Annotated in this window: 26 protein-coding genes and 1 tRNA gene; 15 read left to right on the top strand and 12 right to left on the bottom strand. The window is 34.5% G+C overall.

Annotated features, from left to right (window positions below; all coding sequences use genetic code 11):
- Window positions 1–117 precede the first annotated feature (117 nt).
- On the top strand, window positions 118–324 hold the full coding sequence (locus CHHT_RS01565) for a helix-turn-helix domain-containing protein (RefSeq protein ID WP_002819558.1): 207 nt from the start codon (window positions 118–120) through the stop codon (window positions 322–324).
- Window positions 321–887: a hypothetical protein gene (locus tag CHHT_RS01560; protein ID WP_002819560.1), complete on the top strand. Its 567-nt coding sequence runs from the start codon at window positions 321–323 to the stop codon at window positions 885–887. Before CHHT_RS01565 ends, CHHT_RS01560 begins: the two co-directional genes overlap by 4 nt.
- Here the strand turns inward: CHHT_RS01560 and CHHT_RS01555 are convergent.
- Both CHHT_RS01555 and CHHT_RS01550 read right to left on the bottom strand, forming a co-directional pair.
- Window positions 884–1,792, bottom strand: coding sequence for a DNA-methyltransferase (locus tag CHHT_RS01555; protein ID WP_002819561.1), 909 nt, complete (start codon window positions 1,790–1,792; stop codon window positions 884–886). The genes CHHT_RS01560 and CHHT_RS01555 overlap by 4 nt on opposite strands.
- A gap of 29 nt (window positions 1,793–1,821) precedes the next feature.
- The gene (locus CHHT_RS01550; RefSeq protein WP_002819562.1) at window positions 1,822–2,844 is read right to left on the bottom strand and encodes an IS1595-like element ISCaje5 family transposase; all 1,023 of its coding nucleotides are present in this window, start codon (window positions 2,842–2,844) and stop codon (window positions 1,822–1,824) included.
- Window positions 2,845–3,000: 156 nt separating this feature from the next.
- On the opposite strand from CHHT_RS01550, the gene mnmG reads away from it, so the two are divergent.
- The 7 genes from mnmG to CHHT_RS01515 all read left to right on the top strand — a co-directional run bounded on the left by mnmG (window position 3,001) and on the right by CHHT_RS01515 (window position 9,310).
- Complete coding sequence (mnmG, locus tag CHHT_RS01545) at window positions 3,001–4,866, top strand: tRNA uridine-5-carboxymethylaminomethyl(34) synthesis enzyme MnmG (protein ID WP_034962410.1); 1,866 nt, start codon at window positions 3,001–3,003, stop codon at window positions 4,864–4,866.
- Window positions 4,863–5,465 carry a LysE/ArgO family amino acid transporter gene (locus tag CHHT_RS01540; RefSeq protein WP_232051094.1) on the top strand — a complete coding sequence of 201 codons (603 nt, stop codon included), beginning with the start codon at window positions 4,863–4,865 and terminating at the stop codon, window positions 5,463–5,465. Before mnmG ends, CHHT_RS01540 begins: the two co-directional genes overlap by 4 nt.
- Before the next feature lie 219 nt (window positions 5,466–5,684).
- A complete protein-coding gene (gene petA / locus CHHT_RS01535; RefSeq protein ID WP_034962412.1) occupies window positions 5,685–6,188 on the top strand; it encodes a ubiquinol-cytochrome c reductase iron-sulfur subunit in 504 nt (167 codons plus the stop codon).
- Window positions 6,189–6,202: 14 nt separating this feature from the next.
- Window positions 6,203–7,450, top strand: coding sequence for a cytochrome b (locus tag CHHT_RS01530; protein WP_034962414.1), 1,248 nt, complete (start codon window positions 6,203–6,205; stop codon window positions 7,448–7,450).
- A complete protein-coding gene (locus tag CHHT_RS01525; protein ID WP_034962415.1) occupies window positions 7,447–8,472 on the top strand; it encodes a c-type cytochrome in 1,026 nt (341 codons plus the stop codon). Before CHHT_RS01530 ends, CHHT_RS01525 begins: the two co-directional genes overlap by 4 nt.
- A gap of 137 nt (window positions 8,473–8,609) precedes the next feature.
- A complete protein-coding gene (locus CHHT_RS01520; RefSeq protein ID WP_034962417.1) occupies window positions 8,610–8,918 on the top strand; it encodes a hypothetical protein in 309 nt (102 codons plus the stop codon).
- An 8-nt stretch (window positions 8,919–8,926) separates the two neighbouring features.
- Window positions 8,927–9,310 carry a hypothetical protein gene (locus tag CHHT_RS01515; protein ID WP_034962419.1) on the top strand — a complete coding sequence of 128 codons (384 nt, stop codon included), beginning with the start codon at window positions 8,927–8,929 and terminating at the stop codon, window positions 9,308–9,310.
- Here CHHT_RS01515 and CHHT_RS01510 read toward each other — a convergent pair.
- Together CHHT_RS01510 and CHHT_RS01505 are read right to left on the bottom strand one after the other, a co-directional pair.
- Window positions 9,311–9,385, bottom strand: a tRNA-Asn gene (locus CHHT_RS01510).
- 121 nt (window positions 9,386–9,506) lie between these two features.
- Window positions 9,507–10,574, bottom strand: a complete 1,068-nt coding sequence (locus CHHT_RS01505) for an epoxyqueuosine reductase QueH (RefSeq protein WP_034962426.1) — start codon at window positions 10,572–10,574, stop codon at window positions 9,507–9,509.
- Window positions 10,575–10,684: 110 nt separating this feature from the next.
- Here CHHT_RS01505 and CHHT_RS01500 point away from each other — a divergent pair, with 110 nt between their 5' ends.
- A complete protein-coding gene (locus CHHT_RS01500; RefSeq protein WP_034962428.1) occupies window positions 10,685–13,750 on the top strand; it encodes a DUF748 domain-containing protein in 3,066 nt (1,021 codons plus the stop codon).
- Between the two features lie 71 nt (window positions 13,751–13,821).
- Here the strand turns inward: CHHT_RS01500 and bcp are convergent, their stop codons facing one another.
- Window positions 13,822–14,379, bottom strand: coding sequence for a thioredoxin-dependent thiol peroxidase (bcp, locus tag CHHT_RS01495; protein WP_083427826.1), 558 nt, complete (start codon window positions 14,377–14,379; stop codon window positions 13,822–13,824).
- The gene (locus CHHT_RS01490) at window positions 14,380–14,580 is read right to left on the bottom strand and encodes a tautomerase family protein (protein WP_034962430.1); all 201 of its coding nucleotides are present in this window, start codon (window positions 14,578–14,580) and stop codon (window positions 14,380–14,382) included.
- A gap of 214 nt (window positions 14,581–14,794) precedes the next feature.
- Here CHHT_RS01490 and CHHT_RS01485 point away from each other — a divergent pair, with 214 nt between their 5' ends.
- Genes CHHT_RS01485 through CHHT_RS01465 form a run of 5 tightly spaced genes read left to right on the top strand, consistent with a single transcriptional unit; the run spans window position 14,795 to window position 18,625 of the window.
- The gene (locus tag CHHT_RS01485) at window positions 14,795–15,718 is read left to right on the top strand and encodes a branched-chain amino acid transaminase (protein WP_034962435.1); all 924 of its coding nucleotides are present in this window, start codon (window positions 14,795–14,797) and stop codon (window positions 15,716–15,718) included.
- Between the two features lie 18 nt (window positions 15,719–15,736).
- Window positions 15,737–16,822, top strand: a complete 1,086-nt coding sequence (locus CHHT_RS01480; RefSeq protein WP_034962436.1) for an SPFH domain-containing protein — start codon at window positions 15,737–15,739, stop codon at window positions 16,820–16,822.
- Between the two features lie 12 nt (window positions 16,823–16,834).
- Window positions 16,835–17,575 carry a phosphoribosyl-AMP cyclohydrolase gene (hisI, locus tag CHHT_RS01475; protein WP_034962438.1) on the top strand — a complete coding sequence of 247 codons (741 nt, stop codon included), beginning with the start codon at window positions 16,835–16,837 and terminating at the stop codon, window positions 17,573–17,575.
- Window positions 17,559–18,092, top strand: coding sequence for a DUF2393 family protein (locus CHHT_RS01470; RefSeq protein ID WP_034962440.1), 534 nt, complete (start codon window positions 17,559–17,561; stop codon window positions 18,090–18,092). Before hisI ends, CHHT_RS01470 begins: the two co-directional genes overlap by 17 nt.
- Entirely contained in the window at window positions 18,092–18,625 is a 534-nt protein-coding gene (locus CHHT_RS01465) for a DUF2393 family protein (protein WP_167540828.1), read from the top strand. The genes CHHT_RS01470 and CHHT_RS01465 overlap by 1 nt, the downstream gene beginning before the upstream one ends.
- Before the next feature lie 2 nt (window positions 18,626–18,627).
- On the opposite strand, the gene purF is transcribed toward CHHT_RS01465, so the two are convergent.
- From purF to CHHT_RS01435, 6 genes are all read right to left on the bottom strand, one after another.
- Window positions 18,628–19,968 (bottom strand): amidophosphoribosyltransferase, encoded by a 1,341-nt coding sequence (purF, locus tag CHHT_RS01460; protein ID WP_034962443.1) that lies wholly within the window; start codon window positions 19,966–19,968, stop codon window positions 18,628–18,630.
- Window positions 19,969–20,375: 407 nt separating this feature from the next.
- Complete coding sequence (gene dapB / locus CHHT_RS01455) at window positions 20,376–21,140, bottom strand: 4-hydroxy-tetrahydrodipicolinate reductase (protein ID WP_034962445.1); 765 nt, start codon at window positions 21,138–21,140, stop codon at window positions 20,376–20,378.
- A gap of 112 nt (window positions 21,141–21,252) precedes the next feature.
- Entirely contained in the window at window positions 21,253–22,032 is a 780-nt protein-coding gene (locus tag CHHT_RS01450; protein WP_034962451.1) for a complement resistance protein TraT, read from the bottom strand.
- Between the two features lie 79 nt (window positions 22,033–22,111).
- The gene (gene trxB, locus CHHT_RS01445; protein ID WP_034962453.1) at window positions 22,112–23,053 is read right to left on the bottom strand and encodes a thioredoxin-disulfide reductase; all 942 of its coding nucleotides are present in this window, start codon (window positions 23,051–23,053) and stop codon (window positions 22,112–22,114) included.
- 139 nt (window positions 23,054–23,192) lie between these two features.
- A complete protein-coding gene (gene trxA, locus CHHT_RS01440; RefSeq protein ID WP_034962455.1) occupies window positions 23,193–23,507 on the bottom strand; it encodes a thioredoxin in 315 nt (104 codons plus the stop codon).
- Between the two features lie 69 nt (window positions 23,508–23,576).
- Complete coding sequence (locus CHHT_RS01435; RefSeq protein WP_034962460.1) at window positions 23,577–23,915, bottom strand: YraN family protein; 339 nt, start codon at window positions 23,913–23,915, stop codon at window positions 23,577–23,579.

Below are 23,915 nucleotides of genomic sequence, written 5' to 3'. Positions count from 1 at the left end.
AATAATAAATAATCAGCATAATTTAAATTGGCTCTGTTTTTATAGTGTATTGATTTCTAAAAAATGCTATCAATAGAGTGTTGATTTATTTTGTTACTTATTTATAAAATATAAATTATGATTTCCATTTTAAACATATTTGCAAAAAATGTTCGCAAAAGACGACAAGCACTAAATATTACTCAGGAAAAGTTAGCAGAATTATCTAGTCTGCATAGAACTTATATTGGCAGTATAGAAAGATGTGAGAAAAATATTACCCTAATAAATGCTTATAAAATTGCAAAAGCTCTAGGAGCTGATTTGTCGGAGTTACTAAAATGATGAATATAGTTATAGAGCAAATAGAACGTAATGTTATTGATATTTTGTCGCAATATAAAAGTAATTTTAAATCAAAGAAATTTGACACAATTGTTTCTGACTCAGATATTTTAATGGATTTTTTTAATATAACTTATGAAACAAAAATGCAAAATATGCAATATTGGAATAGAGAGCTTGGAAGAGTTTGGGAATTAATAACCAAAGAGCTTTTTACTTCCAATAATCTATTTAAGCCACCAGAAAGTGTTGATTTTGGAACAGACCACCCTGTAGATTATTTCATAGGTAATTTGGCAATTGATGCTAAATATCGAATTGGTTCAGGCGATAGTGGAACGCTGAAAAAATTTAAATTATATGGAAAAATGTTAAAAGAAATGGGATATAATCCAGTTTTCCTGATTTTAAGAAACGATAACCTACCAGCGGCTATTACTGCTGCTATAAACGGCGGTTGGGAAATTATCTCTGACAAAGATGCTTTTGATTTTATCATAAACTATGGTGGAATAGATATAGTTCAATATTTGGCTTGTTTAAAAGCCAAATATGATTTTTAAGATAATCGCATATTTGCTATTTTAATATACTCTTCATTTAATTCAAAACCAATATATGGAATACCTAAATTTTTACAAGCTAATGCTGTTGTCCCACTTCCCATAAAAGGGTCAATTATAATATTATTTGTTTGTTTTGGAACAATCATCTCTGCTAATTTTTCTATAAGTTTTATTGGTTTAACCGTTATATGCTTATTGAAATCATCTTTTTTATCTCTTTGATAGCCTTCAAATATATTTGATAGAAAGCCATTATGATTTATATAGCCTTCTGTTTTTAAAAGTCCTACTCCGTATTTCTTTACATTGTTTACATAATTGTTTTCTATTGGTTTTTGCAAGACAGATACTGCCTCGTAATTGTTTCTTGTTGCACTATGCCAGCCTTTCCAATTTTCTGCCAATTCATATCCATCTTTTTTCATTTTTTCATAAGCATTTAAGCCTTTTGGAATACCACTATTTCTTATCCATATAAACATATCTTTGGTATAAAAACCCACGTTTTCAAGTGCTATTTGAATATGTGCCACACTCCTATTGCTATTAAATACCATTATAAACGCACCAGGCTTTAAAATTCTATATAACTCTTTCCCCCAATGCTCCACCCAAGATTGATATTCTAAAATATTATCCCTATTTTTTTTATACCATCTTTCATTTTTAACTCCTCCTGCTAACCCACTGCCATAAGGTATATTTTTTACCAATATATTTTTATTGTTATTTGCTTTATTTTTTCTGCGTTTTATTTCTACATTATCCCAATTTCTACCAAAAAATTCATAATTATATGGTGGGTCAGTTATGCAGCCTGAAATATAATTATTAGGAATATTTTTCATTAGCTCACAGCAATCACCCAATGTAACATTGTTTAAATATTTTTTATATGACAATTTTATTCCTTTTTTAAATTTTTTACAGCTTACGCTACCAATAACGGCACGGCAGGTCTATTTGCTACGCTTATGCTTTGGCTTATGCAATTTGTGTTTAGTATATGGTTTAGCAAAATTTGTTCTTTATCTTTTCTACTCTCTTTTGCAAAATTTACAAAGTTGTGATAGACAAGATAATTATTTAGATACTTAGTAGCCACACCTTTAAAATTATACACAAGCATTGATTTAAGTCTGCTATGGTAGTTATTTACGACTTGAATATTAAACGAGCCGTTACTATGTTTGTTTCGTGGTATGCAGATATGGTTTAGGCTCATTTCATTTGATAGTTTTAAATATGAGCGTAGGCTATCAGTTACAAATACGCTTTCTTTCTCAACTTTGCCTTGTATTACTTTGGATAAACTAGCAATATTTGGCTTACCCAGATTAGATATTTTTGCTATTGATTTGCCATTTAAATTTACTACGCAAGGTATGCAAACAAGTTCTTTTGATAAGCCACGCTTAGTGTTTGCAGTTCCTCTTTTCTTTGCTAAGCGTGGAAAGTTAAAATCCTTGTGATGACCTTTATATGAGATAGGCATAAATGTTTCATCTGCTTCTACTATGCCATTAAGTTTTACTTCATCTTGCATTTTTTGCAATGTGTCTAAGATTTTATGTCGCCAAAAAAACGCAGTAGATAGTGCAATGCCACAAATTTCAGCGGTTTTTCTAAGTGAGTATTTTTCAATCATACAATGGATATATTTTTGCCAAATTTCAAGGTCTTTTTGGGTTTTAAAAAAGATTGAGTTATTTGTAACAGTAAATGTCTTATGACAATCCATACACATAAATCTTTGTTTGCCATCTTTTTTTCCATTTTTCACAAAATTAGTAGATTTGCAATGCGGACACGCTTTTATCTCTTTTGAGAGTATTAAATTTTGCTCTGATTTTTCTTTGTTTTTGATAGATTTTAGAAATGATTTTTTATCATCATCGCTTAGAGTGCTAAAAAGCTGTTTTACGATTTCAAGTTCTGCGTTAGAAGTTGCCATTTTACCGCCTTTATTGTGCTATTTTTAATGTAGATATTTTAGCAAAATAAAGCTTAAATTTCAATACTTAATAAAAACATAGCCTTTAAATTTATACTTTTTTTACACTAAATTTGATACAATCCTTCGCTTAAAAAAACAACAAGGTTTGAAATGATGAATTATGATGTGATAGTCGTGGGCGGAGGACACGCCGGTATAGAAGCCTCTTTAGCAGCGGCAAGAATGGGCGCTAAAACAATGCTTATAACCATACTTGCAGAGCAGATCGGAGCAGCTAGCTGTAACCCTGCTATAGGCGGCCTAGCCAAAGGTCACTTGGTAAAAGAGATAGACGCTCTTGGGGGACAAATGGCTCTTACTACGGATGCTTGCGGGATTCAATTTCGTCTTTTAAATGAAAGCAAAGGTCCAGCAGTACGCGGAAGTAGAGCTCAAATCGATATGGATAAATACAGAGTTTATATGCGAAATTTACTTTTAAATACTCCAAATTTAGAAGTCACTCAAGAGATAGCTACTGAGATTTTGACACAGAATGGAAAAATCTCAGGCGTAAAAACTCACTTAGATAACAGATACAAAACACAAAAACTCATCATCACTACAGGAACATTTTTAAATGGGCTCATCCACGTAGGACTAGCCAAACTTGAAGCCGGACGCGTCGGAGAACTAAGCAGTAAAAATCTCTCAAGCTCACTAAAAAGCTTAAATTTAGAAATGGGCAGACTAAAAACCGGCACTTGCCCTAGAGTACTTGCTAGCAGCATAGATTTTAGCGTTTTAGAAGTTCAAGAAGGCGACGCAAATCCAGCTCAGTTTAGCTTCCGCACAAAAGATTTTAATCCAACTCAACTACCTTGTTATATAGCCTATACAAATGAAACTACTCACGATATCATAAGATCAAATTTTGATAGAGCCCCACTATTTACAGGTCAGATAGAAGGGATCGGTCCTAGGTATTGTCCTAGTATAGAAGACAAGATAAATCGTTTTGGCGATAGAGATCGCCATCATCTCTTCATCGAACCTCAGACTATAGAAGCTACAGAGTACTATATAAATGGTTTTTCAACAAGTTTGCCTTATGATGCTCAAGTAGATATGCTACACTCTGTTAAAGGCTTTGAAAATGCTAAAATAGTTCGCCACGGATATGCTATAGAGTATGACTACGTGATGCCTACAGAGCTTAAACATAGCTTAGAAACAAAAAAAGTTAGCGGACTTTACCTAGCAGGACAGATAAATGGTACCACAGGATACGAAGAAGCCGCAGCTCAAGGGCTAATGGCTGGCATAAACGCTACTTTAAGTTTGCAAGGAAAAGATCCGCTGGTATTGCGCCGTGATGAGAGCTATATAGGCGTTCTTATCGACGATCTAGTCACAAAAGGTACAAAAGAGCCCTATAGAATGTTTACGTCCAGAGCCGAGTATCGTTTGCTTTTACGTGAAGATAATGCAAACCTGCGTCTTAGCGAGTATGGATTTAACATAGGACTTTTACCAAAAGATGCGTACGAAGATATGCTAAATTTACGTTCAAATTTAAAAAAAGGTATGGAAATCTTGCTTACAAAAGAGCTAAGTCCTACAAAACAAAACTTAGAGTTTTTAGCAAGCTTAAACGAAGACAATATCAACGAAAAAATGCCACTACAAAAGATAGTCGCACGCAAAACATTTACTATAGAAAAGTTAAAAAAACTAGATGACTTTTTTGCAAATTTAGATGAAAATAGCCTAAACCAAATTCTAACTGGGGCAAAATACTACCATTACATTTCTCAACAACGCCTTGAAGTAGAAAAGATGAAAGGACTTTTAAATGTTGAAATTCCTAAAGATCTTGAGTTTAAAAGTATAAGCGGACTAAGTAATGAAGTCGTCGAAAAACTAAATAAATTTGCTCCGCCTACGCTAGCGGCGGCTTCAAACATCAGCGGTATAACTCCAGCAGCTATCGATATACTCCATATAGCCATAAAATCGCTCCAAAAGCAAAGTAAGTGATAAACGCTTTTATCTCAGGCTTCTTGCTTGGGCTTTCGCTGATTTTACCTATAGGCGCTCAAAACGCCTTTGTGCTAAGACAAGGCATCAAAAAGGAATTTATATTTCTAGTCTGCCTTATATGTGCTTTTAGCGATGCTTTGATGATATGGGCTGGAATTTTGGGATTTGGCGTTGCTATCCAAAAATTTCAATACATAGAAACATTTGCAAGATATTTTGCGTTTATATTTTTATTTATTTACTCTTTAAAAAGCTTTTACTCGTCATTTAGACTTTCACATAGCATGCAAACTTCACAAAATTTAGGCTCAAGCAGACTAAAAACAGTTCTTTTAGTACTTGCATTCACTTGGCTAAATCCTCACGTATATCTTGATACTGTGATTTTACTAGGTAGTGTTTCTACTAGCTTTGGGAGTTTAGCATGGATGTTCGGACTCGGAGCTATGAGCGCTTCTTTTCTGTTTTTCTTTAGCTTAGGATACGGCGCTAGAGTATTGATACCACTATTTAACAAACCTATATCTTGGAAAATCCTTGAGTTTATCACGGGCGTCATTATGATGATCTTAGCTTTTACATTTTTGTTTTCATAAAAGCGTTAAAAATTTAAATAATATTAATATGCAATGAATTTGCTCATATATATAAAATTTAAATAAACAGATTAAATAGTTTTTTAATTTTAAAATACTATAATTACAAGTTATCAGGTGATTTTGCATTACTATTATTTAAATTTAGTATTACGTGATGAGCTTGACTAAAACCAAATTTGATCAAAACAAATAATAAATCAAATCGAAAGGAAATAAATGTCTGTAGAGAAGCAAAGACGTGATTTCATAGGCATGGCATTTGGCGCAGTCGCTGCAGTGGGCGGCGCATTTGCTCTTGTTGGTATGAAAAAAACATGGGATCCGCTTCCTAGTGTAAAGGCAGCTGGATTTACGACTGTTGATCTAAGCCCTATGCAAGCTGGAGAGTTCCGCCAAGTAGAATGGCGTAAAAAACCTATTTTCATCATCAAAAAAAATGATGAAATGAAAGCAAATCCAAATAGAGATATAGTTATCGGAAACGATAAATACATGGTAGCTATCGGACTTTGCACACACCTTGGCTGTATCCCTAGCTGGTCAGCTAGTCAAAATACTTTTAAATGCGCATGTCACGGAGGTGAATTTGACGCAAGTGGAGTGAATACTTTTGGACCGCCACCACGCCCACTAGATATCCCACCATTTAGAATCGACGGTACAAAACTTGTTTTAGGCGAAGAAGGTCCTGAATACAAGAAACTCGTCGGCTTAGCTTAAGAGAAAGGGAGAAAATGGCACATATTACAAAAGCTACTAGTGTTTATGATTGGTTCGAGCAACGTATCGCTATCACTAAGTTATGGAATGTTTTAGCTGGACAATACTGGATCCCAAAAAATATAAATTTCCTTTGGGCAATGGGTGTTATCCTTACGACGTTATTTACAGTTTTGTTTGTGACTGGTCTTTTGCTAGTTATGTACTACAAACCAGATGCAAATTTGGCTTTTGATAGCGTAAATTACACTATTATGAAAGAAGTCGAGTATGGTTGGCTATGGCGTCATATGCACGCAGTTGCGGCTTCAGTTATATTTTTGATACTTTATATCCACGCATTTGTAGGAATTTATTATGGTTCATACAAAAAAGGTCGCGAGATGATATGGATAAGCGGTATGCTTCTTTTCCTTATATTTTCAGCTGAAGCATTCAGCGGATATATGTTGCCTTGGGGACAAATGAGCTACTGGGCAGCACAAGTTATCACTCAACTATTTGGCGGAATTCCTGTTATAGGTGAAGCAGTCGTTGAATGGATAAGAGGAGATTACGCAGTTAGCGATCCTACTCTTACTAGATTTTTTATGCTACACGTTTGTTTACTTCCTATAGTAATTATCATGGTTGTAGTTATCCACTTCTACACTCTAAGAGTTCCTCATGTAAATAACCTAGAAGGTGAAGAGATAGACTTTGAACTTGAAGCTGAAAAATACTTAAGCGGTGACACAAAAAATTCAAAAGTCATACCATTTTGGCCTGGATTTTTAAGTAAAGACTTTATGTATATATCATTTTTTATGATTTTCTTTACTTATTTGGTATCTTTCCATTTTAGCTTTGCTATGGATCCTATAAACTTTGATCCTGCAAACGCTTCAAAAACTCCTACTCACATCTATCCTGAGTGGTATTTCTTGTGGCAATATGAAATTTTACGTGGATTCTTCTTTGATATAGGACCTATGAAAGCTGCTGATATTGGTTTGCTTGCATTCGCATTTGCCGGTATTTCATTATTTTTTATGCCTCTTTATGATAGAAGCGATGTAGTTGCTCCAGCCCACAAAAGAAAGGCATTCTTCGTGTGGTTTTGGCTTCTTATCATCGACTTGATCATACTAACAGTTTATGGAAAGCTTCCTCCAACAGGCTTTAATGCTTGGGTAGGCTTCTATGCTTCTGTTGGTTATCTAGTTTTATTGTTAGTAGTATTGCCTATCATAACAATACGCGAAAGAAAGGGGAATAAATGAAAGAGTTAAAGGCGTTCATCGTAGTCGTAATAGTCACTGGTATCATCTACTGGGGAGTTGAGCCTTACGCACATTCAGTTTTGCACCCTCACGTAGAACCGGCAAATTTTGATTTTGCAAAAGAAGATATAGACCTTGCTAAATTAAACGCGGCAAATTCTCAAGCCGCCTTGCAAACAGCAAAAGCGAGCAATAACGAAGAAGCTATAAAATCAGCTCAAAAAATAGCAGATATAGACAAAGCTACTTTGGACAAATATACAGCATTTTGGGATGATATAAACTCTATAGATCTTGCTAAAGGCGACGCAAACAGAGGTGCCGAGCTCGTAAATGCAGCAGGTTGTACAGGATGTCACGGTATAGCATCAGCAAATGTTCCTGAGCCTATGGATCCAAGAGCCGCTAGTGAAAGCTTTGGCGTAGCTCCTCCTGATCTTAGCACTGCTGGATATCTTTATGATCCTAAATTCCTAGCCGCTCTTATCAAAGATCCGGTTACCGCACTAAAAGTCGGTCATAAATTCGGCGATGAAAATCCATTCCCTATGACTGCGTTTATGGGTGCTGGCGGTGATCTAAACAGTGAGATTGCTGACCTAGTAGCTTACTTTAAAAGTATAGCTCCAAAAGAGATGAGCGATAAAGAAGTATTTGTAAATGCTTGTGCGAGATGTCATGATATGAAATATGAGGGCGTCTATACAAACGGTAACAAACAAAGCATAGCAAGCTATCTTGGCACTACGCCTCCAGATCTTTCTATGTATATCCGTTCAAGAAGTATTGATTACTTGCATAACTTTATAAACGATACTCAAAAACTTCTTCCTGGCACTTCTATGCCACGTGTCGGACTAAATGAGAAGGCTCAAAATCAAGCAATTGCTTATATGAGCCAAGCAGGAGATAGCAAAAAAGCTGAGCGTGAAACAACTGGTCTATATATGATGGGTTATTTCTTTATACTTGGTATATTTGCACTACTTTGGAAAAAGAAAATTTGGTCTAAATTACACTAATATTTTGCCCCTTTTTTTATAGGGGCAATTTTACTTTTTATTATTTATTTTTATCATACCAAAACAAAGCCTTATTATCTCAAACTATAAATATTTACACTTTTCAAATATAATTTTAAAAATTTAAAGGTCTAATTTTGAATATAACTAAAAAAATAAAAGCAAACAGAGCTATCAAAGCAGCAAGCTCAAAACTACAAAAAACATTTGATTATGCAAAGCTTGGCGGTAGCAAACTTAAAAATAAAGTAGATACAAAGATACAAGAAAAAGCAGTTCTTGCCCTAAAAGCCAAACTGGCTATGAATCACAAAAGTTTTGATGATTTTAACGATGATGAGCTTGAGATAATGCTAACAGATGAAAAAAGTCGTATAGTAGATAGCTTAAAGAACAAAACCATAGTAGCGGCTTTAGCTATACTAGGGCTTGATTTTCTAGTCTAGGAAAAACAGTGATAAAAGGTATAAAATCAGCCATATTTTGGACGTTTATTTACAAATTTAGAAAACGACTTGCACTGATCTTGACGCTTATATTTTTAGTGCTCATTTCACAATTCATATATGCCGACGTAATAGAATATCTCAAGCTAACAAAGCAAGAAGATATCATAGGATATGCACTTTTTGCAAAGTGGATATTGTCTATATCTTGTATATTTTTTGCGATATATATTTTATTTGGACTATCAAAACAAAGACCACAAAAATCAAAACCTCTAAAAGAAGATGAAGATAGCAAAGATAAGCTAAGTGATAGAGAGAAAAGATTTATAAATAAAAAGCTTAGAACAAAAACTGAAATAATAATGGGATCAAAAAAAGATGATAGATAGTGGCTCCGGATGCTGGATTCGAACCAGCGACCAATCGGTTAACAGCCGACTACTCTACCGCTGAGCTAATCCGGAATGCATATAAAAAAGAATATGAATTATACCCAAAAGCCTTTTATTTGTCAATAAAAATTAGCTTAAATAAAACTCTACTTGATCTTAGTAAAACATACTTTCATAAATTTAAAGAGCTTTTTTAAATTTTTACCTTTTCTATGATCTGCGGATAGATAACACTACTAGCTTGTACTTCAAACTTTCCAGCCCTTATCTCATCAAGTACGATGATAGGAGATAAGCTAAAACCGACTTCTATAAGTTTTCTTACTTTTAGTTCGCGTCCTAATTTAGGCGGACATCTCATAAGCTTCAAAACATCTTTATAATCAAATCCGCCAAGCTCATTAAACTTAGCAAGACTTAAGAGCTTAGCGCCCTCGTTCATTACATTTATCAGCTCACCCCCACTATGAAGAGTAAATTTAAGCGTATTTCTACCAAAATGCGAATAAAACAGCATATAACTAGGCACAAGAACACCATCAACACAAACTTTTGCAAATTTCAGACGATAGTTTAGTATTTTTTTTCTCACTAGATCAAATTCTATACCGTTTTTTTCATATTTTCTAACTTTTTTATATAATTTTAAACGGCTTTTTATAGAGCCAAACTGAACCTGCCCGCCCAAAGGCTCAAAAAGCTCGTCAAAGATCTCATCTTTGGCTCTTTGTTTTTCTAGAGCAAATACACAACCACAGTAATTTTGATGATAAAGCTTATCTTTTTTAGCTAGATCAAACTGTTCCATTGTCCCGCCATTCTTACGGAAATCCACTGCCACAGGTTCTAAACTCGTATCTTTTACGGCATTTTTTAGTGCATTTTTTAGCTGAGTAAAGTCTTTTTTTGGACTCATTAAAAGCGTTGTAGTAAGCCTTTTACAGCCTAAATTTAACGCCATTTTAGCAGAATTTCCTACACGAAAATCAAAACAATACTCGCACCTTTTACCTTTTTCAGGCTCTTTTTCAAGTCCTTTCGTACCGCTAAGCCAACTTTCATAGTCATAGTCTCCACATATAAGCTCGATCCCTAGCTTTTTACAGCTTCTTTTTACGTCTTTATAACGCAACAAAAACTCGCTATAAGGATGAATGTTTGGATCATAAAAATAACCGATAATTCGCTCGTTTGGATATACTTTTTTAAGCTTTTGTAAAAAGTAGTGACTATCGACGCTACAGCATATATGGACTAACAAATTTAAACCTTTTTGTTTTTATGATAGCAAAATGCGGTTTTTAAATTTATTAAATTTATCTACTTTGTACTCATTTTTTTATATAATTAAGCACTAAAAAGGAGAGATCTATGAAAACTAAAATAACTGCGGTGATTATCTGCTTTCTCGTTGCACTATACGCAGCATTTGGCTTTTTTATAGCCCCAAAACTTATAACTCATTACGCTACGAAAATCGCTCTTGAAAAAGACTTAAACTTAACACTAAAAGATATTTGGATAAATCCTTTCACGTTTGAAGCAAACATCACTGGCGTAGAGGTTTCGCAAAAATTGCCTATCATTAGATTTGACGCTATTTACGTAGATCTTGAACCATCAAATTTATTTGATAAAACCATAAATATAAAAACGTTAAAACTCCAAAATCCTCAAGTATTTGTCCAAAAAGATGAAAATAACACCTTTAATTTTTCATTTTTACTCCAAAATGATGTTAATCAAACAAGCAAAAGTGAGCCGCAAAGCGACGGACTAAACTTTGAGTATAAGATAAAAAATCTCGAGATAACAAACGCAATATTCGACTATCTAGATCTAAAGAGTGGTTTTAAGCTTAATTTGCAAAATATGAACTATAAGTTGTCAAATTTATCCACAAAAGATAAAAAGCTGGGATTTCACTCTCTCTTAGCTGATTCAAACCTAGCAAATCACCTAACTATTGATGCAAATGCTAGTTTTAATCCAGTGAAAATAGACGGAATTTTAGAACTCAGAGAATTAAAGATAAATCCTATTTGGGTCTCATTTTTACAAGATATGCCCCTTAGCGTTGAGAGTGCAACTTTAAGCTCAAAGATAGATTATAAGCTGGTTTTTGATGAAAATTTAAGTATAAAAGCAGATGTAAATACACTCATAAAAGACTTAAATATCTCTCAAAATACAAATAAATTCGCGCTTAGCTCTTTTTATGTCCCACACTTTAGCCTTGAGCTTGAAAATAGTAATGAAGATTTCAACATAAAAGTACAAGCAAAAGAGATCGTGGCTTCTAAATTTAAAACTAAATTTGAAGGATTTGATGCAAAACTAGGTGATATGAACTTAACAAACCAAACTATAACGTATAGCCAAAAATTCGGCACCAATCTAAATATAGATCTACTAAAGTTGGCAAATTTTAGCGCCGCAAAACAAGGATTAAATTTAGATATAAGTAAGTTTGATCTAAGTAAATTTGAGTTAAAAAACGAACTTATAAGCGCAAAAAATATCTCCATTTTAGAAGCAAATTCACATCTAGATAAAAAAAATCATCTAGAACTTAAATCATTTATCATAGATGATCTAAATTTTTTGGATAATAATCTTTCCATAAAAAACGTAAGCGTTCAAAACCCGAATTTTGCTAGCTTTATAGACGATAAAGGCTCTAAACTCGTAAATTCTTTTTTAAATTTAATACCTAAAAGTAGCAATAAAACAAGCAAAAATAGTAAAGAATTTGACTACAACGTACAAAATTTCAGTCTAAAAAATGGCTCACTAAACCTCAGTGATCCATTTAGCCAAAACAAACTAAAAAATATAGAAATAACGGCAAAAAATATCCAAAATAAAGATAAGTTTGCACTAAATTTAGACATAAAAGATCCGATTTTGGATCTAAAAAGTAGTAATTTAATAGATACTAGCAAGTTAAAATTCGACTCAAACTTAAAGCTTAAGCTACACAACTTGCATTTTATCAAACCATACTTAAAAGAACATATAAACACGCAAAATTTAAATGCGAATTTAAGCCTAAATGCAAAGACAAGCTTTGATAAATTCATAAAAACAAAAGCAGACCTTGCCATAAATAATTTTTCTATAAATGATGAGAAAAACGAACTTTTAGGTTCGTTTAAAAGCCTTACGGGGCATATAAATTTCCAAAAAAACAACCTTTTTATATCAAATATCAAACTAGAAAATCCTAATCTTAAATTAGCAGTTTCAAAGCAAAAAGAGCTAAATATCTTAAATCTCATCAAAACAAAAGATGCAAAGCAAACTAGCAATGATAATCCAGCTTTAAACATAAATTTAAAAAACATCAATATAAAAAATGGTTCTTTGGAGTTTAAAGATGAAAGCTTACCTATAGTTTTTGATACAAATATAACTAAAATTTCAACAACCATAAACGAGATATCAAGTAACAAAACTAGCAATATCGCACTTCACGGGGTTGTTGCAAACTACGGATTTAGCGAGATCTTGGTCACCACTATGCCTTTTAACCCTACTTCTAATACAGATCTTATATTGCGATTTAAAAATATAAATTTGAAAAACGTTACGCCGTATTCGGTCAAATTTTTAGGATATGAGATAGATGATGGCAGACTCAACGTAAATCTAAACTATAAGATAAAAAATTCCATTTTAAATGCCTCAAACTCGCTAAATTTCGATAACCTTACTCTAGGACGCGAAATTCCTAGCAAAGACGCCGTAAGTCTTCCTTTAAAGCTAGCTATATCTATACTAAAGGACTCAAACAACCAAATAGACGTCGATCTACCTATCTGGGGCGATCTAAACAGCCCTGAGTTTAGCTATGCAAGTATAGTATGGAAAGCTATTTTTCAACTATTTAGCGATGTAGTTACGAGCCCATTTAGATTTATAGGAAACGCACTTGGTATAAGCGTAGATGAGCTTAGCAGTATAGACTTTGCTCCTGGAAGTGCATTTTTACTAGAGACAAGCGAAGATAAAATCAAAAAATTAGCAGATATCGCTCAGAAAAAACCAGATATCGTATTTACTTTATCACCTACATACAGCACTAAAACAGATACTTACGCCATAGCAAGCAGAGCCGTACAAAGAGAGATAACTCTAATTATGAATACTAAAGATCTAAACTATGAAAATGCTACAAAAACGCTCTTTAGACAAAAAATAAACAACGAAAACTTTGTAAATGCCGACGTTGCTATAGAAAAGCTCATAAATTTGACAAAAGTCTCAGAAGACAAGATCTTAAATATAGCGGCAAAAAGAGTGGAGAATCTACGTAAAAGATTGCTAGAAAGCGGTGTCAATGAAAGTCAGATAGAAGTCCTTGATATAACTGATGCTAACGGAGCTAAAGAAGATAAAAAAGTATCTATGAAAATAAATATAAAAACAAAGTGACAAAATCGTTTTGATTGCGCAATAATATATAGATTTAAAGCACTTTGAAAGCGCTTTAAATCTTTTTAAAATTATTTTACTAAATCTGCTAAAACTTTAAGAGCGTGACCGGCAGCTTTTACGCTTTTATATACTTTTGCGATACGTCCTGTTTTATCTATAACAAAAGTCGTTCGTACTATGCCAAGATACTCTTTACCGTAGTTTTTACGTACTTGCCATACTCCATAAGCCTTTGCCACTTCTTTATCTGGATCGCTTAAAAGTATGTGTTTAAGACTCTGTTTTTGGGTGAAATTTGAGTGTGATTTGACGCTATCAGGGCTAATGCCTATTATTATAGTATCATTAGCGATAAAATCATCGTAATTTGCACTAAATTCGCACGCTTCAGTCGTGCAACCAGGAGTGTTATCTTTTGGATAAAAGTATAAAACTACGTTTTTACCTTTGAAATCTTTAAGTGCGATTTTTACGCCATCTGCGTTTTCTAGCTCAAAGTCTGGAGCGAGCTCACCAGAAGCCAACGTGACTTTTCTCTCTATATCTTCAGGCAAAAAAGCCGAAGTTTGAGCAGACGCTTTTACTTCTACTGGGCAACTTGGATCTTTTTTCTTGCAACACGCCATTTATTTGCCCTCCTTTATCGCTTGGACTGATTTGGCTCCAAAATACGTCGCCTCAGGGCGAATTTCATCGAAATTTATCACTACTCTAGCTGGGTTTTTACCTAGATCATTTACCATTATATCTGTGATTTTGACTGCGATTTCATCTAGTTTTTCACGGCTTGGCATAGGAGCAGTAAGCTTTATGTTTATAATCGGCATATTATTCCCTTTATTTTAAATTTAATGCACGGATTATAGCATTTTAAATTTAAAAAATTTAAACAACGAATCTAATAGCACAAATATAACTACCAATCATTTAGACATTTCTATAACTTCGTCAAAGACTAGGTCAAATTTTGCATTATTCAAAAGATATTAATCAAATTTAGGATAAAATCAGGCAAAAATTTATAATAACGAAAGGTAAAAAATGGCACTACTAGAAGCAGAGCATATATGGTTTGATGGTAAATTAATAGCATGGAAAGACGCGACCGTTCACGTTTTGTCTCACTCACTACACTACGGAAATGCGGTATTTGAAGGCGTAAGGGCGTATCAAACTCCAAAAGGTTTGGCTATCTTTAAACTCGCCGAACATACAAAAAGACTTTTTGAGTCTGCAAAAGCTTGTGGGATAAAAATACCTTTTACACAAGAAGAGATAAATAAAGCCCACGTAGAACTTCTAAAAAGCAACACTTATAACGATAACGTCTATATCCGCCCACTTGTATTTTTAGGGTATGGTAAAATGGGCGTTAGTCATATCGGATGTCCTGTAAATGTCGCGATCGCAGCGTGGCAATGGGGTGCTTATATGGGCGATGAAGCACTTGAAAAAGGTATCAAAGTCAAGATTTCATCTTGGATGAAACCAGCTCCTTTTTCTATGATGGCAAAAGCAAAAGCAAGTGCAAATTACTTCAACTCTCAAATGGCAAATTTCGAAGCTCAAGAGGCTGGTTGTGATGAAGCCTTACTTCTTGATCCGCAAGGATTTATCGCTGAGGGTAGCGGCGAATGCTTCTTTATAGTAAAAGATGGCGTTATAATCACTCCACCAAACGATACAAGCTTAGAAAGCATCACTCAAAAAACAGTCATAGCCATAGCAAAAGACCTAGGATACGAAGTCGTACGTCACCGCATCACTAGAGATGAAGCCTACAATGCAGATGAAGCATTTTTTACTGGAACAGCAGCAGAAGTCACTCCGATCAGCAATATAGACAGCAGAATCATCGGTAGCGGTAAAAGAGGCGAAGTAGCTACAAGATTACAACAAGCGTATTTTGATGTTGTAATGGGTAAAAATCCAAAATATGAGCATTTCTTAACATACGCAAAATAAATTTACAAAGGAAACGATTTGCCAGCAGATTTAAATGATTATTTTAATAAAAAAAACGGAAACGGTGGCGGAGGCGATAATAAGCCGAATTTTAACTTTAAAAAGCCAAATATTCCAAATTTTAACGGTTTTAGTAAAGTAAGTGGCGTAGTTTATGCCATTATCATTATCATCGCTGTTCTGGCCATAGCAAAGCCATTTGTCGTCATCAACTCAGGTGAAGTCGGTATCAAATCCACAGCGGGTAAGTTTGATCCAAGCCCACTTCAGCCAGGCTTTCACTTTTTTATACCTTTCATACAAGAAGTTAGGATCGTCGATACTAAAGTTCGTATCATAAACTATACTTCAAGCGAAGGTAGAAATGAAGCAAATTACCGTGGTAGCGGTATCGAAACTAAAGATACTATCTCAGTTCTTGACTCTAGAGGACTTCCAGTCAGTATGGATATAACAGTCCAGTACAGACTAAATCCCTTAAACGCGCCTCAAACTATCGCTGCGTGGGGCTTTAGCTGGGAAAGTAAGATCATAGATCCAGTCGTTAGAAACGTCGTTAGAAACGTGACTGGTAAATACACCGCAGAAGAGCTTCCAGAGCGTCGTAACGATATAGCAGTAGCCATAGATAATGGCATAAGGACAGACATAGACAGTCAGCAAAACAAGCCAGTTGAGCTTTTAAGTGTTCAACTTCGTGAAATAATACTTCCACCAAAAGTAAAAGAGCAGATAGAACGCGTTCAAATAGCAAAACAAGAAGCTGAACGAACAAAATACGAAGTAGAACGAGCAAACCAAGAAGCTCTCAAAAAAGCAGCTCTTGCAAAGGGTAATGCAGACGCTGTTAAGATAGAAGCTCAAGGTAAAGCAGACGCTGTTAAGATAGAAGCAAACGCTCAAGCTTATGCGAACAAAGAAGTGGCAAAAAGCTTAGATAATAACTTGCTACAACTAAAACAAATTCAAACTCAAAAAGAGTTTAACGAAGCTCTAAAAGTAAATACCGATGCTAAGATATTTTTAACTCCTGGAGGAGCCGTGCCAAATATCTGGGTAGATACGAAAGATAGGCCTAAACAAAGCGTGATGGAACAAAAATAAAAAGGAATAAAGGTGTGCGTGAATTGGGATAAAATAGACGGGCTTTTACCTGTTATCGTTCAAGAAGAGAGTTCAAATGAAGTTTTGATGATGGCTTATATGAATGAAGAAGCTTTAAATTTAAGCCTAAAAACAGGTTTTGCCCACTATTTTTCACGCACAAAAAATAGAATTTGGAAAAAAGGTGAAGAGAGCGGAAATATCCAAATAATCAGATCCGCTTTACTCGACTGTGACAATGACTCGCTACTCATAAAAGTCGAACAAAAAGGCGGTGTAGCTTGTCATACCGGTAAAAAATCTTGCTTTTTCAATGAAATTTCACTCACTTCAAAAACGCTTACAAATACCGAATTTATAAAAAATGAAAAATACGATATCTTCGATCATCTATACCACGTCGCGCTTGATAGAAAACTAAACTGCGATACACAAAACTCGTATATAGCAAAACTCTACTCAAAAGGCGAAAACGCATATCTCAAAAAAATCTGTGAAGAAGCCGGAGAGTTTTGTTTTGCACTCAAAGATCTATCTAAATTTAAAAAATACAAGGAACTTGGCAAAGAAAGTTTTGGCGAACATAAGGTTGGCGACCCTAGCTATGACGTGATATACGAAGCCGCAGATATATTTTTTCATATCGTAGTTGCGTTAGCAAACTTCGATTTACATCCATCGCGTATTATAGATGAACTAAAAAGAAGAGAGGGGATAAGCGGCATAGAGGAGAAAAATGCACGCGATAAATAGTCTAAAAGAGATGGTGCGATTTTATACGGCACATTTTGTATTTATTGACTATTTTGCCATACTTTGGGTTTTACTTATTTTTTTAGTAGTACTTTTTTTAGTTATCATTTTGGTAGTAAAAAGACCATTTTTTGCTAGTTTTATACTCATACTAGATGTCTGTTTTATCATTTTTGGTATCATCTACACACATAAGATAATTGATGAAAATATAAGGAAAAGAGAGTTGGATCTAAATTTTATCAAGCAGCTAAGCTTTTCAGATACTCTTATAGTAGATTTAAATTTAACCAATCTATCCAAAAAACCATTTTCTTATTGTAGTGTAAAAGTCAAATTCTACACCCATTCAGATAATAAATTTAAAAATTATATAAACTCTCTAAAGCCCTTTAAGGTACAAAAAAGCGTTATCAACGAGCAGATAGACATAAACACTACAAAAAACTTAAGGCTAATCATAAATAATTTTAAGCCGATAGATTATAATACAACTATAAATTCGGAGTGTTTCTGATGTATTTTACAATTTTTCATATCATAGCGCTAGTTATTATCTGTGTATTTTTCATACTATTTTTGATTTTGGCTTTAAAAAAAGAAGAACGGATATCTGTTATAATCAGTATGGTAGGACTAAATATATTCGTGATGACTTGTCTAGCGATATTTGCCATGCTTAGCATAGATCAATATACAAAAAAAGCTAGGATAGAAAATCTTAATTACGATCGAGTTTTGCTCAACGAAAGTATGGTATTTTTCGGCACCATAAGAAATATCGGGGATTACACTATCACGAGTTGTACTCTTGAGATGAAACTCACAAACTCACCGGTAGAAAAAGGCGTTTTAGATGGAAATATATTTAAACAAAAAGGCTTTTTAGATACTTTAAAATCCAAGCCAGAAGCCAGAAGCTCAGTAGAGATGGAGTTCAAGATAGGCACGAATTTAAAGCCGAGCGAGTCAAGAGCTTTTAGCGTCTCTTTACCTTACCCAGCTACTTTTAGAACCCCAACTTATCATTATAAACTCTATTGTCATTAGGATTATTTTATAAAATAATCCCCATCAAAGCTAACGAGCGAGTATTTTCTCTCATTTCCAAGAGCGTTTGTAAGCTCATCTATACTTAAAAACTCCAAACTATCAGCACCTATGAATTTACATACTTCGCTAGCATTCATATTTGCACTTATGAGTTCGGCAAAGCTCGGTGTGTCTATACCGTATTTCTCAGGAAATTTTATCTCTGGAGCTGCGATCTTCATATGGATCTCTTTTGCCCCTGCATGTCTTAAAAGCTCTACGATCTTCTTACTAGTCGTTCCTCTTACGATGCTATCATCTATCACGACTACGCTTTTACCTTTTAAAACATCACTCATAGGATTTAGTTTAAGTTTGACTTTGAGATTTCTCATCTCTTGAGTAGGCTCGATAAATGTTCTTCCTACATAGTGGTTTCTTACTATTGCCATCTCAAAAGGAATTCCACTCTGCCTTGCATATCCAAGAGCTGCTGGCACGCCTGAGTCTGGTACTGGGATGACAAGATCGGCTTTTATTTTTGATTTTTTAGCTAATGTTTGACCTAGCTTTTTACGGATATCGTAGACATTTTTACCATCTATCACGCTATCTGGCCTAGCAAAATATATATACTCAAAAGCGCAAATTCTAGGATCTGTTTGTCCAAAAAGTTGTATGCTCTTAAACTCACTTTTTCCCTCTTCAAAAATCAGCATTTCGCCTGGCTTTACATCTCTTAAAAAAGTAGCTCCAACAAGATCAAATGAACAAGTCTCACTAGATACTATATATCCACCATCTTTAAGCCTACCGATACTCAGTGGTCTTATGCCATAAGGATCACGTAAAACAAACATTTTTGATCTACTAAGTATCAAAAGGCAGTAAGCTCCTTTTATCTGCTTTACGGCTTCTACTATGCGGTCTTGCAGATGCTCTTTTTTGCTTCTTGCTATCAAATGAAGTATGTTTTCTGTGTCCATATTTGACTGAAATATAGCGCCATCTTCAACAAGGCTTTTGCGAACTTCATCTTTATTTATCAAATTTCCATTATGGACTATACTTATCTCGCCTAAAGAATACTTAGCGCTCACAGGTTGAGCGTCTAACACGCTGTCGCTTCCAGCTGTACTGTAGCGATTATGTCCGATAGCCATTTCACCTTTTAGCACTTCAAAGCTGCTACTATCAAACACTTCAGTTACTAGACCGCGATTTTTTATAGTTTTGATATGATGATTATTGCTTGCACTGATACCACTAGCCTCTTGACCTCTGTGCTGCATAGAAAATAGCCCGTAATAAGCCGTTTTTGCAGCGTCTTTTGAATTTATAACCCCGACTATTGCACACATTGTCTGCCTTAAATTTATGATCTTAAATATGTATTTTACTATAAAAAGTATTTTAAAGCCTTAAAAGTCAAAACAATTTTGGAATTTGCCAAAAACATAAGATAAAATAAACCTTAAAAATCATACAATTTGTCATCAAACATCTAAAATAGCTTTTTGAACTAAGCAAAGTAATAACACCTTAAATCATAGTAAGGATATGCCCTCTAAAAAAGATAGTAAAAGGTACTATAAAAACCACTAAAATATATTTTATAGCAATATAGACTAAAAATAACAAAGTAATGGTATAAAATGAAAAAATATAAAAAGAGTTGCTAATGAAACAAACGTAAGATAAAAATAAAGATTAAATTTAGTTACAAAAGACGAATTCTAAAGTCAAATCCGTCTTTAACTTATTTGGCTTAAATTCCTAAACAATCATATATACTATAAAGCCCTGCTTGTTTGCCCTCTAGCCAAATCGCAGCTTTTATAGCACCTTTTGCGAAAGTAGCTCTAGAAGTTGCGGTATGATTTAGCTCTATAAACTCCCCATCATTGTAAAATCCTACGGTATGGCGACCTACTACATCTCCGCCTCGAAGAGCCATAACAGCTATCTCGTCTTTGCTTCTCGCTCCAACCATTCCATCTCTACTACTCACCCTGACGCTACTTAAATTTAAATTTCTAGCTTTTGCTGCGTGAGTAGCTAAGGTAAGTGCTGTGCCACTAGGAGCGTCTTTTTTATGTCGATGATGCATCTCTACTATCTCGATATCAAACTCACTAAGAGCTTTACTAGCAAGCCCTACTAGTCTGTTTAGTACGGCTACGCCTAAACTCATATTTGTAGCTTGAAGTATAGGCATAAGAGAACTTGCAAGTCCTAAAAGCTCCTCGCCTTCACTACCAAGCCCAGTTGTACCGATAACTAAAGGTTTTGGATAGGTCCTTGCGTAGTTTATCAAATTTAGCGCACCTTCTTTTATAGTAAAGTCTATGATAACATCGCTATTATCAAATAAAACTTTTAAATCATCAGTGACTAAAGCATCGCCCGTATCACAAAGCACTGGATCTATGCTATAAGCTACGCTGACTTTTGCTAAATCACTATTTTTTAAATTTGAGATTATCTCAGTGCCCATTTTACCGCTTGCGCCGTGTATGCCGATCTTTATCATACTAAACCTTAAGTGTAATTTTCGTGGATTTTAGCATAAAGTTATTTATAAAACGGTTAATAAATTTGGATAATTTTCGTATATAAAGTCGGAGGGCATCTCCGACTGATGATCAAAACAGACCTACTATCTGTGAAGCTATCTTTTCTTCTAGTATAGGAGTTGCTTCTGGAAGCTGAAGTCCTGTTTTCGTAGCTTCGGCAAATATCATAGTTTTTTTCTCTATATAATCCGTCTCATAAGTCTGATTTTTAGTATCTATTTGATTGCTTTGTAAAGCTCCTGTGGCATTTACGTTTCTTATATCGCCACCAAATGAGTTTGTAAAGCCTGACTTTGCTCTATCTTTCACGCTAGCTTGTCCGCTTACATTTCCTGTCTCACTAAGAACAGTGCCATTTTTTGCTTTTTGTCTGATATTTATATCGACTTGCATCTGCCAAATAGTGTCTTCTGTAAGCTTTCCTAATACTCCGCCCACCAAAGCTCCTGCGGCTCCTGCGGCTATCATACTACCAGCACCACCATTGTTATAACCGCTGATAGCAGCTCCTGTGGCACCTAAAGCCACAGCACCGCCAACAGCATTATTTTCTGATTTCTCATCGCAATACAAAACATTAGTCATCAACAAGTAAGTAGCGACTTCTGGATCATCTGTTATAGTATAACCTTTTGCTTGTAAACCTTGGATAATTTTTTGTTCCAAATTTATGTCATGTCCGCTGGTATTTTTTATACTGACAAAGACGACTCTTTTGTCTTTAGCGACTGGATCTATAAATATACTTTGCGTCATTTTAGCGCTTGTTTGCAAGGTTGTAGTAGCACAACCAGCTATCAATGAAGCCGCAACGACACTGCTAAGTATGGCTTTAAATGATGTTCTCATTATAATACCTTAATTGATAAATTTAAGCCTAATTATATCAGATAACTATAAATTTGGCTTAAATAAAATCTTATTTATATTAATGCAAACTCTCTATGTAGCTCATCGCTGAAAGTGCTGCTACTGCCCCATCTGCCGCTGCACAAACGACTTGTTTAGGAGCGTCTTCTCTAAGGTCGCCCGCTGCAAAAAGTCCTGGAATATTTGTTTGCATTTTTAAATTTACCCTTACTTGTCCAGTTGGTAGAGTATCACAGATGAACTTACCGTCTTCGCCTTTTAAAACATCATTTCTTACATTTAGTCCAACAAACGTAAATATACCAGGAACTTGTAGATCACGTATGCTACCGTCTTTTAGTTTGACTTTTATACCTTTTACTCCGGCTATATTGTCGCCGTAAACTTCATCTACACTAGCACTTGTTATAAACTCGATTTTAGGATTTTTCTTAGCTTTTTCCACAGTAACAGGAGCTGCTCTAAACTCATCTCTTCTATGTATCAAATACACTTTTGAGCAGATATTTGCTAGGTATTGGGCTTCTTCAAGAGCAGTATCGCCACCACCTAAAACGGCAACTTCTTTGTTCTTATAGAAAAATCCATCACAAGTCGCACAAGTAGAAACGCCTTTTCCAAAGAATTCATCTTCGCCTTTAAATCCTGCTCTTTTTGGAGTAGAACCGGTGCAAACAATGACTGCTTTTGCTTTTTCTTCTTTACCGCCTTCTAAAAAAATACTAAAGCTTCCATCGCTATTTTTCGCTACTTTTTCTACGTTTGCCATCTCATGTTTTAAACCAAACCTAGTGCATTGCTCAGTCCATGGAGCCATAAAACTCATACCGTCCATCACAGTAGCGACGCCTGGATAGTTCTCCATCTCAGAACTACTAGTGATCTGACCACCAGGCATTCCTTTTTCAAACATAACCACGTTTTTAAGTCCACCTCTAGTCGCGTAAAGTCCTGCGCTTAGTCCTGCTGGTCCACCACCTATTATTGCTACATCTAACATAATTAAACTCCTTAATATAAATTTATACATGTATAATTACGTAAAATTGATAATTATAAAAAAATAAATTTTAAATTTTGAAATCAGATTGATAGATAGTGAGCGTAAAGGGGATATCTTCCCCTTTTTTTTAGTTAGATTATAAAAGTGAATTGATTTTATCTGCGATAGCCACTTTTGATTGAGCGCCTATCATTTGATCCACTATTTGTCCGTCTTTAAAGAAAAGTAGAGTTGGAATAGAGCGAACACCGTACTCAACAGCCAAATCTTGAGCCTCATCCGTATTTACTTTGCAAACTTTAGCTTTTCCTTCAAACTCACCAGCAAGCTCATCAATAACTGGAGCCAACATTCTGCAAGGTCCGCACCAAGGTGCCCAAAAATCAACCAACGCAACGCCTTCTTTTGCTATATTGAAGTTTTCTGAAGTAAGTTCAATATATTTACCCATTTTTTTCTCCTTAATAAATTTTCAAAAAATTATACATTAAAAAGCTTAAATTAAAAGACAATATAAATTTTAAAAACTTATATTTTCTAAAAATTTAAATTCACCATTTTCTATGCATATTAAATCTATCTGATAATCTGAATTTATGCTAGATTTTAACATATAAAAGTTAATAGTTTTTATTATCTTATAAATTTTCTTTTGAGTGACTCTATATACAGTCTCATAATCCTTAGATGTAGATTTAACCTCTATAAAATGATACACATCATCTTTTTTTGCGATTATATCTATCTCGCCAAATTTTGAGTGGAAATTTCTACAGATTATCTCAAAACCCAAACTTTTAAGATAATCTGCAGCCAGATCTTCACTATGAAATCCGAAAATATACTCTCTTAAACCCAA

Origin of the sequence: Campylobacter hyointestinalis subsp. hyointestinalis (assembly GCF_013372145.1) — a bacterium.
GTDB lineage: Bacteria > Campylobacterota > Campylobacteria > Campylobacterales > Campylobacteraceae > Campylobacter > Campylobacter hyointestinalis.
The sequence above is the reverse complement of the archived record's forward strand: the minus strand, read 5'-3'. Positions and strand labels throughout refer to the sequence as shown.

Excerpts from the sequence above, each read along its gene's own strand:
- CHHT_RS01485 (WP_034962435.1), top strand. The coding sequence starts at position 14,795 with ATGGCACTACTAGAAGCAGAGCATATATGGTTTGATGGTAAATTAATA.
- CHHT_RS01450 (WP_034962451.1), bottom strand. The coding sequence starts at position 22,032 with ATGAGAACATCATTTAAAGCCATACTTAGCAGTGTCGTTGCGGCTTCA.
- mnmG (WP_034962410.1), top strand. The coding sequence starts at position 3,001 with ATGAATTATGATGTGATAGTCGTGGGCGGAGGACACGCCGGTATAGAA.
- CHHT_RS01490 (WP_034962430.1), bottom strand. The coding sequence starts at position 14,580 with ATGCCGATTATAAACATAAAGCTTACTGCTCCTATGCCAAGCCGTGAA.
- CHHT_RS01525 (WP_034962415.1), top strand. The coding sequence starts at position 7,447 with ATGAAAGAGTTAAAGGCGTTCATCGTAGTCGTAATAGTCACTGGTATC.
- CHHT_RS01530 (WP_034962414.1), top strand. The coding sequence starts at position 6,203 with ATGGCACATATTACAAAAGCTACTAGTGTTTATGATTGGTTCGAGCAA.
- CHHT_RS01550 (WP_002819562.1), bottom strand. The coding sequence starts at position 2,844 with ATGGCAACTTCTAACGCAGAACTTGAAATCGTAAAACAGCTTTTTAGC.
- CHHT_RS01560 (WP_002819560.1), top strand. The coding sequence starts at position 321 with ATGATGAATATAGTTATAGAGCAAATAGAACGTAATGTTATTGATATT.
- trxB (WP_034962453.1), bottom strand. The coding sequence starts at position 23,053 with ATGTTAGATGTAGCAATAATAGGTGGTGGACCAGCAGGACTAAGCGCA.
- trxA (WP_034962455.1), bottom strand. The coding sequence starts at position 23,507 with ATGGGTAAATATATTGAACTTACTTCAGAAAACTTCAATATAGCAAAA.
- CHHT_RS01470 (WP_034962440.1), top strand. The coding sequence starts at position 17,559 with ATGCACGCGATAAATAGTCTAAAAGAGATGGTGCGATTTTATACGGCA.
- CHHT_RS01565 (WP_002819558.1), top strand. The coding sequence starts at position 118 with ATGATTTCCATTTTAAACATATTTGCAAAAAATGTTCGCAAAAGACGA.
- bcp (WP_083427826.1), bottom strand. The coding sequence starts at position 14,379 with ATGGCGTGTTGCAAGAAAAAAGATCCAAGTTGCCCAGTAGAAGTAAAA.
- CHHT_RS01500 (WP_034962428.1), top strand. The coding sequence starts at position 10,685 with ATGAAAACTAAAATAACTGCGGTGATTATCTGCTTTCTCGTTGCACTA.
- CHHT_RS01465 (WP_167540828.1), top strand. The coding sequence starts at position 18,092 with ATGTATTTTACAATTTTTCATATCATAGCGCTAGTTATTATCTGTGTA.
- purF (WP_034962443.1), bottom strand. The coding sequence starts at position 19,968 with ATGTGTGCAATAGTCGGGGTTATAAATTCAAAAGACGCTGCAAAAACG.
- dapB (WP_034962445.1), bottom strand. The coding sequence starts at position 21,140 with ATGATAAAGATCGGCATACACGGCGCAAGCGGTAAAATGGGCACTGAG.
- petA (WP_034962412.1), top strand. The coding sequence starts at position 5,685 with ATGTCTGTAGAGAAGCAAAGACGTGATTTCATAGGCATGGCATTTGGC.